General features: G+C 67.8%; 11 protein-coding genes. 5 read left to right on the forward strand and 6 right to left on the reverse strand.

The window, feature by feature from the left end; all coding sequences use genetic code 11:
* Positions 1 to 123 precede the first annotated feature (123 nt).
* Together H4281_RS19980 and H4281_RS19985 are read right to left on the reverse strand one after the other, a co-directional pair.
* Complete coding sequence (locus H4281_RS19980; protein WP_182892447.1) at positions 124 to 936, reverse strand: aldo/keto reductase; 813 nt, start codon at positions 934 to 936, stop codon at positions 124 to 126.
* A 14-nt stretch (positions 937 to 950) separates the two neighbouring features.
* A complete protein-coding gene (locus H4281_RS19985; RefSeq protein ID WP_182892448.1) occupies positions 951 to 2,129 on the reverse strand; it encodes an MFS transporter in 1,179 nt (392 codons plus the stop codon).
* A 1,011-nt stretch (positions 2,130 to 3,140) separates the two neighbouring features.
* On the opposite strand from H4281_RS19985, the gene H4281_RS19990 reads away from it, so the two are divergent.
* On the forward strand, positions 3,141 to 4,136 hold the full coding sequence (locus H4281_RS19990) for a hydroxyacid dehydrogenase (RefSeq protein WP_182892449.1): 996 nt from the start codon (positions 3,141 to 3,143) through the stop codon (positions 4,134 to 4,136).
* Here the strand turns inward: H4281_RS19990 and H4281_RS19995 are convergent.
* The 3 genes from H4281_RS19995 to H4281_RS20005 are packed head-to-tail and all read right to left on the reverse strand — an operon-like array spanning position 4,133 to position 7,917.
* Entirely contained in the window at positions 4,133 to 5,107 is a 975-nt protein-coding gene (locus H4281_RS19995; protein ID WP_312872144.1) for a LacI family DNA-binding transcriptional regulator, read from the reverse strand. The two genes, H4281_RS19990 and H4281_RS19995, sit on opposite strands and share 4 nt — an antisense overlap.
* A 45-nt stretch (positions 5,108 to 5,152) precedes the next feature.
* A complete protein-coding gene (locus tag H4281_RS20000; protein WP_182892451.1) occupies positions 5,153 to 6,052 on the reverse strand; it encodes an aldo/keto reductase in 900 nt (299 codons plus the stop codon).
* Positions 6,049 to 7,917, reverse strand: coding sequence for a DUF8034 domain-containing protein (locus tag H4281_RS20005; RefSeq protein ID WP_182892452.1), 1,869 nt, complete (start codon positions 7,915 to 7,917; stop codon positions 6,049 to 6,051). Before H4281_RS20005 ends, H4281_RS20000 begins: the two co-directional genes overlap by 4 nt.
* Before the next feature lie 36 nt (positions 7,918 to 7,953).
* Here H4281_RS20005 and H4281_RS20010 point away from each other — a divergent pair, with 36 nt between their 5' ends.
* The 3 genes from H4281_RS20010 to H4281_RS20020 all read left to right on the forward strand — a co-directional run bounded on the left by H4281_RS20010 (position 7,954) and on the right by H4281_RS20020 (position 10,671).
* Positions 7,954 to 8,778, forward strand: a complete 825-nt coding sequence (locus tag H4281_RS20010; protein WP_182892453.1) for an amidohydrolase family protein — start codon at positions 7,954 to 7,956, stop codon at positions 8,776 to 8,778.
* A 43-nt stretch (positions 8,779 to 8,821) separates the two neighbouring features.
* A complete protein-coding gene (locus tag H4281_RS20015) occupies positions 8,822 to 9,841 on the forward strand; it encodes an acetylxylan esterase (RefSeq protein ID WP_246412068.1) in 1,020 nt (339 codons plus the stop codon).
* A gap of 77 nt (positions 9,842 to 9,918) precedes the next feature.
* Positions 9,919 to 10,671, forward strand: coding sequence for a GntR family transcriptional regulator (locus tag H4281_RS20020; RefSeq protein WP_182892454.1), 753 nt, complete (start codon positions 9,919 to 9,921; stop codon positions 10,669 to 10,671).
* Positions 10,672 to 10,813: 142 nt separating this feature from the next.
* Here the strand turns inward: H4281_RS20020 and H4281_RS20025 are convergent, their stop codons facing one another.
* A complete protein-coding gene (locus H4281_RS20025) occupies positions 10,814 to 11,254 on the reverse strand; it encodes a MarR family winged helix-turn-helix transcriptional regulator (protein WP_182892455.1) in 441 nt (146 codons plus the stop codon).
* A 76-nt stretch (positions 11,255 to 11,330) separates the two neighbouring features.
* Here H4281_RS20025 and H4281_RS20030 point away from each other — a divergent pair, with 76 nt between their 5' ends.
* Positions 11,331 to 11,723, forward strand: a complete 393-nt coding sequence (locus H4281_RS20030) for a nuclear transport factor 2 family protein (protein ID WP_182892456.1) — start codon at positions 11,331 to 11,333, stop codon at positions 11,721 to 11,723.
* Positions 11,724 to 11,754: the final 31 nt, after the last annotated feature.

The following is an 11,754-nucleotide window of genomic DNA, read 5'->3' on the forward strand; positions in this document are numbered from 1 at the left end:
TGTTTCGGGCGCCGAGCGGGCCACCCGACGCCCGCAGCCGTCCGTGAAGGGCTCCTTGAGGGAATCAGATTCCCTCAAGGAGCCCTTCACGGACCTCGGCTGGAAGAAGCCCGCGGCGATCCGTCAGTTGAACTGATCCGGGTCCGGCCCGGTGCGCAAGCCGCGGTCAGCGGCAGCGATCGCGGCGAGGTCGCCGTCGGTCAGCTCGAAGTCGAAGACGTCGAGGTTCTGCCGGATCCGGGCGGGCGTCACGGACTTCGGGATCACGATGTTGCCCAGCTGCAGGTGCCAGCGCAGCACCACCTGCGCGGCGGATTTCCCGGTGCGCGCAGCGATTTCGGTGATCGCCGGGTCGGTCAGGACCGCACCCTGGGCGAGCGGGCTCCACGCTTCGGTCGCGATGCCGTGCTCCGCGTGGAAGGCGCGGAGTTCGGCCTGCTGCAGGCCGGGGTGCAGCTCGATCTGGTTGACCGCGGGCACGAGGCCGCTGTTGTCGAGCAGGCGGCGCAGGTGGGCGGGCTGGAAGTTGGACACGCCCGCGGCGCGGATGCGGCCGTCCTTGGCCAGGTGTTCCAGGGCGCGCCAGGTGTCGAGGTAACGGTCGCGGGCGGGCGTCGGCCAGTGGATCAGGTAGAGGTCGACGTAGTCGAGGCCGAGTTTCGCGAGGCTGGCGTCGAAGGCGCGCAGGGTGGAGTCGTAGCCCTGGTCTTCGTTCCACAGCTTGGTGGTGACGAAGAGTTCGTCGCGCGAGATCCCGGACTCGGCGATGGCCCGGCCGACGCCTGCTTCGTTGCCGTAGATCGCGGCGGTGTCGATGCTGCGGTAACCGGCCTGGAGAGCGCTGGTCACCGCGGCGGCGGTCTCGTCGTCCGGGACCTGGAAGACGCCGAAGCCGAGTTGCGGGATTTCGACGCCGTTGTTGAGGCGGATCTTCATGGGCAGTGCCTTTCTCAGTGCTGGACAAGGGGTTCGGCCACGGCGACGCGCGGACGGCGTTCGAGAGCGGCCGAAAGGAAGGCGAGGCCGAGCGCGGAACCGGCGAGCGCGGCCCCGACCCAGTTCGGTGCGGTGTAACCGAATCCGGCGGAAATCACGACGCCGCCGAGCCACGCGGACAGCGCGTTGCCGAGGTTGAACGCGCCGATGTTGACGACGGACGCGAGCGTCGGAGCGCCGTGCGCCTGGTCGAGAACGCGCTTCTGCAGCGGCGGTACGGTGGCGAAGCCGAGCGCGCCGATCAGCAGAATCGTTGCCGCGGCGAGGATTTTGCTGTGCGCGGTCACCGTGAACAGCGCCAGGACGATCGCGAGCCCGCCGAGGCTGACGTAGAGCATCGGCATGAGCTTGCGGTCGGCGAACCGGCCGCCGGTCAGGTTGCCGAGGAACATGCCGATGCCGAACAGCACCAGCAGCCACGTCACCGCACCCGCGGAGTACCCGGCGATCTCGGTCATCATCGGGGCGATGTAGGTGATCGCGGCGAAGACCCCGCCGAAGCCGAGGACCGTCATGGCCATCGCGAGCACCACCTGGACGTTCCGGAACGCGGCCAGTTCCTTGCGCAAGTGCGCCCCTTCGGGCCGGGGCAGGTCCGGCACCAGCTTCGCAACCCCGGCGAGCCCGACGACGCCGAGCGCCGCGACGATCCCGAAGGTGACCCGCCACCCGACCGCCTGCCCGACGAACGTGCCGAGCGGCACGCCGACGATGTTGGCGACCGTGAGCCCGGTGAACATGATCGCGATCGCCCCGGCCCGCTTGTCCGGCGCGACGAGCTCCGCCGCGACGACCGAGCCGATCCCGAAGAACGCCCCGTGCGCAAGCGACGCGACAATCCGCCCGGCAAGCATGACCCCGAACGCGGGCGCGACCGCCGACAGCAGGTTCCCGGCGATGAACAGGCCCATGAGCAGCATGAGCATGGTCTTCCGGTTGATCTTCGTGCCGAGAATGGTCATTACCGGCGCCCCGGCGACGACCCCGAGCGCGTAGCCGGTCACCAGAAGCCCGGCGGACGGGATCGACACTCCGAAGTCGGCGGCGATCTCGGGGAGAAGGCCCATGATCACGAATTCGGTGGTGCCGATCCCGAACGCTCCGATGGCCAGCGCTACCAGTGCTAGTGGCATGAGCCCGCGTCTCCTTGATCTGCGTGTTGATGCCTCTTGTCGGCAGTTGCAATAGTTGCATACGCGGTATGTTGTTGGCGCTTGTTGTTGATGAGGGTCACAGTTGACGGGTCGTTCTAGGGCGGACGACTTGGGGCGGGGTGCGGGCCAGGACTTCGCGACCGAGGCAGCCCGGACTTAGCGGCGCTCATCGCCCTTAGCCGCGAAAGCCGCCGCAGAGACGGAAGCCGCAGAGGGGGCGACCACGCCAGCGCGAGGACAGCCGAGCGTTTCGCGGATTCCCCGAAGACAAGTCGACGGTATGCAATCGCCCGGGATACCTACGGCAGGTCGACAAGTGGGCAGGATTCGATCGACCGGGACACTGCTGCCTACATCCACGTGGACTGTATGCAATCGACCGGCATACCTTTGGAAAGTCGACTAGCGGACGAAATTCCGACGACGCTCCGCAGTGCAGCACCGCGCGGCCTCGATCTGCTTGCGCTGCAGCGGTTCCCTGCCGCAATTCAGCTAGATGTCGCGATGAGCGGACCCAAGTTGGCAGCCGACGGCTGGCAGACGACGACTGGCGGCCCGACGGCTCGCAGCTGGCGACTCGCGGCTGGCGGCTGGCGGCTGGCGGCTGGCGGCAGTGGACCGAATCCAACCGACTGTCGCCACGTCGGCGGAATGTCGTCGATTGCATACAGTCCGCCGGATGTCGCTGACGGATTCAGTCAGTTGGCGACCGCCTGGGCGGGTATCGGCGCGGCAGATCCGCCGGACGGGTGCCGGGCCCCGGACGCCGAGCCTCGGGCGCCCCGCCTCGGGCGTCCGGCGTCCGGCGTCCGGCGTCCGGCGTCCGGCGTCCGGCGTCCGGCGTCCGGCGTCCGGCGTCCGGCGTCGGGCCCCGGGCCCCGGGCCCCGGGCGGATGATGATCGACTGTCTTCGCGTCGGCGGTCTGCGGTATGCAATCGATAGGTCTCTGGCTAGGATAGAAAGCGCTTACTATCCCCGGAGGGTTATCCATGAAGCAGCGGCCCCGCGCGGTGTTGGCGATGGCGTCTCGCTATGTGGCCGGTCTGTTTCCCGCGCCGGTGCTCGATCGGCTGCGCGCCAGCGCGGACCTCGATCCCGAGGTGGTGATTGAGGACTTCGGGGAGGCTGAGCTCGCGGACGTCGACGTGCTGATCACGGGGTGGGGGTGTCCCCCGATCACGGCGGAGGTGTTGGAGCGGGCACCGAGGTTGCGGGCGGCGTTTCATGCGGCCGGCGGAGTGAAGGCGCACGTCACCGACGCGTGCTGGGAGCGTGGGTTGCGCATCACGTCCGCTGCGGAGATGAATGCGTTGCCGGTGGCTGAGTTCGCGTTGGCGGCGATTCTGCTTGCCGGCAAGGACGCGTTCGGTGCGCGCGAGAGCTACCGGGAGCATCGAGAACCCGGGGATCCGGCGGAGGGCGGGGAGCCGGGCAACTTCGGGGCGCGGGTCGGGGTCATCGGGGCGTCGCGTACTGGGCGGCGGCTTATTGAGCTGTTGTGGCCGTTTGATCTCCAGGTCGCGGTGAGTGATCCGTTCCTCTCGCCGGAAGAAGCACAAGCATTAGGGGTCGAGTTGCTGGAGTTGCCCGAGTTGTTGGCAACTAGCGACATTGTCACTGTGCAGGCACCGGATCTGCCGGAGACTCGGAATATGCTGGATGCCGCCGAGCTGGCTCTCTTGCGGGACGGGGCGACGCTCGTCAACACGGCACGGGGTGCGCTGGTTAATACTGCGGCGCTTACCCGGGAGCTCGTGGCTGGGCGGATTAACGCAGTGCTGGACGTGACGGAGCCAGAGGTTCTGCCTGTTGAGTCTCCACTGTGGACGCTGCCGAATGTGTTTCTCACGCCGCATCTGGCTGGGTCGCGAGGGAATGAACTGGCCCGGCTCGGGGCGTGTGCGGTCCGAGAGCTGGAATTGTTCGCGGCGGGGAAACCTGCCGCGTATCCGGTGTATCGGGACGAACTGGCGCGGCTTGCTTAGAGCGGGGCGACGGAAGTTCGGACTACTACCGAGGTTTCCAGTACCGAATGTTCCCGGCCGGAAAGGGCCAGGCGGACGGCGGCGCGGCCCATATCCTCATAGGGGACTCGGACGGTGGTCAAGCCCAGCTCTTCGGCAAGCTCCAGATCGTCGTAGCCGACCAGGGAAACGTCTTCTGGTACGCGCAGGCCGTGTGCGTGCAGGGCGGCACGGGCGCCGGCCGCGACCAGGTCTGTTGCGGCGAAAACGGCGGTGAAGTCTTCGGGCAGTCTTGCGCAGAGTTGCTGGTAGCCGGATTCTCGGGTGAAGTCGGCGGGTTGCACCCAGCCGGGGTGGCCGAGGGCGCGGCGGTAACCGGCTAGGCGGTCGGCGACGGTGGTGGTCGCGGGGCCGGAGGAGGGGCCGCCTAGGAAGAGGATTCTTCGGTGACCCGAGGAAATCAGGTGTTGGGTTATGGAGTAAGCACCGGATTCGTTGGCGTATTCGATGGCGGGGATGTCACCGGCCGGTGGGCGTCCACACAGGACTAGGCGGGAATCGGCGGTGGCGAGTCCGCGCGAGAGGTCAGTGATGTTGGCACGGTATTCGGCATCGTCGACTACGCCGCCGATCAGGATTACTGCGCTGGCTCGTTGCTCGCGGAGCATCTGGAATACGGCGTGTTCCCGTTCCGGGTCGCCTTGAGTTGTGCAGATGAGACAGAGCGCGCCGTGTTCTGCGGCGGCTTCTTCGACGCCTTGGGCGGCATGAGCAAAGGCTTGTGCGCGGATGTCCGGCAGCACGAACGCGACTGTCCGCGGGGCGACGCCGGCCAGTGCGCGGGCGTGTACGTTCGCCACGTAGTCGAGCGCCTGGATCGACTGTTCGACGCGGTGCCGAGTTTCCGCCGCGACGGGGTAGTTTCCGGCCAGTACTCGGGAAACGGTCGCTACGGACACCTGTGCGTGGTCGGCGACTTCACGCAGCGTCACGCGGTTTCCGCCTTGTCTGCCCGGCATGCCGGAACAGTACTCGGCTCAGGCGGGCAGCAGTTCCGGCGGTACAAAACCTTCGGCGGCGAGCTGTTCCCACAACTCTCCTGGTATCGGGTGCCGGAAGGAAGCCGCGTTGCGGGTGACTTCGGCGGCGGATCGGCAGCCGACTACGACCGACCGGACTGCGGGATGCAGGAAAGGGAACTGGATTGCCGCGGCGGTGAGGGGGACGTCGAATCCGGTGCACAGTTCCGCGCAGCGTCGGGCGCGGGCCAGGGGTTCGGCGGCGACGGGGCGGTAGTTGAACATCGACGCGGCGTTCGGGTCGGCCAGCAGGCCGGTGTTGAATACGCCGCCGATGACCACCTCGGTGCCGCGTTCGGCGCACAGCGGCAGGAGGGTTCGCAGTGCATCGTGGTCCAGCAGCGAGAATCGGCCTGCGATGAGGATCACGTCCACTTCGTACTCGGCGACGTACGCGGCCAGTTTGCCGGCGTGGTTCATGCCGAAGCCGATGGCGCGGACTAGGCCCTCGTCGCGGAGTTTTCGTACGGCCGGGTATGCCGAAGTTCGGACCTCGTCGGGGAAATCGTCCGGGTCGTGCAGGTAGAGAATGTCCACTGAGGAACGGCGGAGCCGGGTGAGGCTGGATTCCAGCGACTCTCGGATGCCGCGCTCGGTCCACACGGGTTCCACTTTGGACCCGGGGCGCAGCAGCCAACCGGTTTTGGTGGACAGGATTGGCTCGAAGTCAGAAGGCAGCAGGCGGCCAAGACGTTCTTCTGCTTGGCCGTGACCATAGCGTGGCGCGGTGTCGAAGTAAGTGATTCCGGCATCGGCGGCGGCGTGGACGGTGGCGGCGGCCTCCTCTTCGGACACTTCCTCGAAGAGTCCGCCCAATGGTGCGGTGCCGATGCCGAGGCGGGGCAGGTCGACGTTCATCGTTCGTTCTCCCAGGGCGCGCGCATGGTCGGCTTCTCGGCTCGCAACGTCATCGACAGGGTCAGTCGCACCGCGCTCGACGGAGGCAGTTCCACTCGCAGGTATCGGCCATTCACCGGGGTCGCCGGGCCGTTGTCAACCTGTACGGATTCCAGGCGGTGTTCGGCGAAGGTGCCGGACTGCAGGATGAGATTCCGGTTAGCAGCACCGAGATTTACCAGGTCGACTACGGTGTGGCCGGTCGCGATGCCGGATACCAAGGCGGCGACGTCCTGAGGCAGGCCAGCGCGGCGGAGGTCCGCGTCGAAGTAGCGCAGGTGCAGTTGTGCGAGGCCGCCGTTGTACAGGATCTGTGGCGACCCAGTGGTCAACTGCAGCAAAGCCTCGGTGACGACGGGGTTGTGGTCCTGCCAGTGGTGGATGTCCAGGGCGCTGGGGACGGGCGCCGGATCCTGCTCGATCGCGGCCAGTTTGGCGGCGCTGCTGTCCAACGCGCTGCGCAGCATTCGTTCCGGGAACTCGGGATTGCGGCCGTGCAGATATTCGAACCACGGTTCTTCGTGGCCGGCTTCGTCTTTGAGCCGTTGCGTGTGGACGGTCGTCCAGTCCCAAGTAGACTCCGCGCGCAGGCGTTCGATCCGGTCGAAGTCCGCGTCGTGCCGGCTGAACTGCCACAGCGAAACGGGGAGCTGTGTCGGCATGATGTTGTAGTCGAACCAGCCGGAGCCGTCGTGTCGCTGCGGGACCATCAGGGTCGGGGTGCCGTTCAGCTCGCGCAGGTGGGGTTGCCAGCGTTTCTTCAGGGTGCCCATTTCCGGCCCGGTACGCGGTGCTGCTTGCTTCAGCACCGCGTCCTGCGGGTTGCGGGCCAGGTCTAAAAAGGACTCGTCGCCGGTCAGGAGGACGGCGTTCATGGCGGCGACGAGCGTCGCGGCGCCTACTGAGTTCAGGCCGTGCGGCCACGCCCAGCCGTAGTGGCCGCCGTACCAGCGGCCGTCCAGGTGTTCGCCGACTTCGCCGTGCAGTCCTGCGTTGTCCGGCAGTACCGCACGCCCTTCCAGCCGAGAGAGCCAGGCGCCGACGTACTCCGCGACCCAATCCGCGTAACGTTGTTCGCCGGTCAGCAGGAACGCGGTGGTCACGAGGCTGGTCACGGCCAGGTTCACGACCACGTCGCCGCGGCCCATCCGTTCCCACATCTCGTGGCCGTACGCGCGAGCCTTCGCCGGATCCTTGAGGTCGTCGAACTCCGTGATGCCCAGCCAGTCCAGCGGCAGGCCGTACGGGCGCAGCGCTTCGCTCCAAGGGAAGTACTCCTCGTGGTCGCTGAAACCCCACCGCGGACCGGCGGCACCGGTGTGCGGGGCGCGGATCACGCGGTGTTCGGCGGAGTAGTTCGGGCCGCCGGGCAGGTACAGGTCGGCGAACCGGACGGCGAGGTCGTGCAGTTCGGCGTCGTCCGGGCGGGCGAGGCAGAGCGCGTAATAGAGCAGCAGTCCTTCGCCCTGATGGAACCAGTCGTAGCCGCGTTCGATGCCGTCGACGACCATGCCCATTTCGGTCAGCTGAGCGGTCACGCCGCGCCAATGGCGATGTGCGGCGTCGAGAATCTCCGTGCTGCCGCCGAGCAGGTACAGCGTCGGCCAGTTGAAGAATGGCTCGTAGAAGTCGTCGACGCCGTCGCGGTCGTCGTGCCCCTCGCCGAGCTTGTCGCGGAAGACCAACCGGCCGTCGCCTTCGGTGTAGCGGGCGGAAAACACCGGCCACGCCCGGTCCAGCGCGGCGAACAGCTCTCGCTCCAGCCGCGCCCATTCCGGCACCGCCGCCAGCTCGCGGCCGGCTCGCACCCCAGGCACGTCCTGCATCGCCGCCACCCGCTCTCTATTGCTGATCGATAACCGATGGCTATCATCGAGACCGGGATTCCCCGTGTCAATACTCCCGGAGGCCGCGAGATGTTCGACTGCCACGCGCATCTGTGGGACCCGGCCGCCGGGTTTCCCTGGCTCAAGGCCGGTTCGCCGCACTTGCGCGCGTACCGGGCCAAGGACCTCGAAACCGCGGGCACCGGTCTGGGCATCACCGGAACAGTGCTGGTCGAAGCGTCGCGCGGGGACGCCGGCGAGACGCTCGCGTTGCGGGAGCTGCGCCGGCGGCATCCGGAACTGATCGCGGGATACGTCGGGAATCTGCACGTCTGCGAGGCCGCGGCATTGCGCATGCTGCTGACAGAACCGGACGCACCGAACGGGATGCGGATCGGCGGCGCGGACTGGTCCGCTACTCCGCCGGAAGCTCGCGCGCTCGTCCCGATGCTCGCTGACGCGGGACGAGTCCTCGAACTCAACCTCCACCGGCACGCACTGCGGACCGCCGCGGAAGTGGCAATCGAACATCCCAGTCTGACCGTCGTGGCCGACCATCTCGGCAACCCGTCTGACCTCGATGAATGGCAGCGAGAACTGCGGGACGCGGCGACGGTTCCGAACGTGGTCGTGAAGCTGTCCGGCCTGCTGACTCAGCCGCATGGCAACTCCAAGACGGCCAGACAGGCGCTCGACGCGGTCGGCGCGGACCGGTGCGTCGTGGGCTCCGACTGGCCGATCTGCCTCCCCCGCGGCTCGCGCGCGGACTCGCTGGCCGCCTCGGTCGAGGCCGTTTCCCTGTCGGAACGGGACCAAATCCTGCTCAGCACGCCTCGCCGGGTCTACCGGCTGGCTGGTTGACAACGCTCCCGCGCGCCTGGTTCGATTCAATGATCGATAGGCGATGGTTAACGTCGCCCTGGGAGTCCTGGAGATCCGACGCATGGCCTTCTTCGACCTGCCCCTCGACGAGCTCGAGCGCTACCTGCCGACGCTCCCCGAACCGGCCGATTTCGACGAGTTCTGGGCGAAGACGCTCGCCGAGCAGCGGGCCGTCGACGTCGAAGCGACTTTCGAACCGACGCCGAACGGCCTCGCCACGATCGACACCTTCGACGTCACCTTCCGCGGCTACGGCGGCGCTCCGATCCGCGGCTGGCTCCAACTGCCGGTCACCCGGACCGGACCGCTGCCCGCGGTCGTGGAATACCTGGGATACGGCAGCGGCCGCGGCGTGCCGCACGAGAAGACGTTGTGGGCCAGCGCCGGGTACGCGCACTTCATCATGGACACCCGCGGCCAGGGCGCGGAGACGCCCGACCCCGACCCGTCGACCGGCGACATCGCCGCACCGGGCTTCCTCACCCGCGGCATCCTCGACCCGCATCGCCACTTCTACCGTCGCGTCTACACCGACGCCGTGCGCGCGATCGACGCGGTGCGAACGCATCCGGAGGTCGATCCGGCGCGCGTCGTGGTCACCGGCACCAGCCAGGGCGGCGGGATCGCGCTGGCCGCCGCCGGGCTCGTGCCCGACCTCGTCGCGGCGATGCCCGACGTGCCGTTCCTGTGCCATTTTCCGCGGGCCACCACGATCACCGACAAACCTCCGTACGTCGAGGTGCAGCAGTTCGTGAAGCTGCGCCGGCAGCACGCGGAAACGGTGAACCGCACGCTCGCTTATCTCGACGGCGCGAGCCACGCCCGGCGGGCGAACGCGCCCGCGCTGTTTTCCACCGCGCTCATGGACCACATTTGCCCGCCTTCGACGGTGTTCGCCGCGTTCAATCACTACGGTGCGCTGAACGGGCTCGCGCCGGAGCACAAGAGCATCCGCAGCTATCCGTTCAACGACCACGAGGGCGGCGCGGCCCCGCACGAAACGGTGAAACTGGCCTGGCTGGCCGGACTGCTCGGGAACTGACCCCGGTCCATCGATACCTGTTAGGCGATCCCGCCTATCATGGCAGGACGGTTCCGGCAGCGCACGATGGGAATCTCATGGCAACGACACGGCAAACCGACGACGCACCAGCGGGTTTCGCCTCCACGCTGGCCACGAACAAGGACCAGTTCCGCAATCCGCTGATCTCCGACCGGGTGTACGCACTGCTGCGCCAGGCGATCGTGGACGGCGAACTCGAACCGAACGAACGCGTCGTCGAATCGGAAATCGCGCGCAGGCTCGGCGTGAGCCAGGCCCCGGTCCGCGAGGCGGTCAAACAGCTGGCCCGCGAAGGCCTGCTGACGCACATCCCGCGCCGCGGCAATTTCGTCGTCGAAATCTCCGAACAGGACGCCGAACACGCCCGGCAGGTGCGCGAACCGCTGGAACGGCTCGCCGCGCAACTGGCCGCCGAGCACATCACCGACGAGCATCTCGCCGCGCTGGACGAACTGGTCGAGGACATGCACCGCGCGGTGGCGCTCAACGACGTCGGCAAGTTCCGCGACGCCGACATCGCGTTCCACACGCTGGTCAGCCAGATCCCGGGGAACCCGTTCCTCACCCGGATGTGGGAGGTGCTGGAGCCGAGCCTGCGTGCGCTGCGGGCGATCGCGGACCCGCTGTTCGACGGCGACTGGCACGCGATGGCGGACGAGCACAGCCGATTGGTGTCGCTGCTGCGCGAGCGCGACGGGGAGGCCGCGGCGGAGGCGTTCGCGGCACACGCGGCGGGACGGTCGCCAGTGCCGGATCCTCGGGCGCAGAAGAAGAGGGCTGCCCGTGGGAGCGCCGGCCGGAGGAAGTGAGGCCGGCGAGCGGGAGGCTGCCGAAGGGGCGGGCGAGTTGTCGTGAGTGTTCGCGCCGGTTAGAACCGGCATAGACACTCACGACGATCTCGGCGCGAGCCTGCGGCCCAGTCGACGCCCGTGGCGCTTCCCGTTCGCGGGCTCAGCCGGCCTCGTGATCAGCCAGCACTCGCCCCAGCAGCCGCACCAGCGTCGCCCGTTCCTCCGCTGACAACTTACCCAGCAGCTGGTCCTGCACGCCGTCGAGCAGCTTGTCCATCCGACGCAGCTGGCGGCTCCCGGCCTTGGTGAGGTGCACGATGTTGCGCCGTCCGTGGTCCGGGTCCGGGGTGCGTTCCGCGTAGCCCAGCTCGGCCAGCTGGTTGACCGCGGCCACGACGTCGCTGCGGTCCACCCGGCAGCGGCGGCCCAGGTCGGCCTGGCTGGCCGGGCCGAACTCGTCCAGTGCGGCCAGGATCCGGTAGTGGTAGCCGCGCGCGCCCGCCTCGGCGAACCTCTCGGAGACCAGCCGGCGCGCGTGCACGGTCAGCTGGGTGAGCAGCCAGCTCGGCTTTTCCGTCAGGCGGCGCGGGATCTCGTCCATGCGCCCATGCTAGCAGTGTTGGCGCGACCAACAACTTTCCACTAGTGTTGGTCCCACCAACATTGAAGGAGCCCGCATGCCGATCACCGACCGTCTCGATGTCGCCGAACTGTTCGCTCGTCTCGCGCGGATGCTGGACGAGCGCCGGCATGACGAGATCGACCGCGTTTACCACCCCGGCATCGCCGTGCATTCCCCGCGCGGCGAACTGCACGGGCTGGCCGAGGTGACCGAGTTCCTCACCCAGCAGCGCGACGAACTCGCCCAGCACGTGCACAGCGACATCCTCGTCGACCTCGACGGTGAGCGTGCTACGGCGACTGCCAACCAACTCGTCTACTTCTACCGGGAAGGCGAGCCGCCGCATCGACGCAGCGGCGTGCGGCTGACCACTGCGATGGCCAAGACCGCGGAAGGCTGGCGGTTTACCGATATGGGCATCAGTCCGGCGTGGATCAAGGAGAACTGAAAACAAACAGCGCCCGGACCGTTTCGCACGG

This window comes from Amycolatopsis dendrobii (assembly GCF_014145675.1).
Taxonomy (GTDB): domain Bacteria; phylum Actinomycetota; class Actinomycetes; order Mycobacteriales; family Pseudonocardiaceae; genus Amycolatopsis; species Amycolatopsis dendrobii.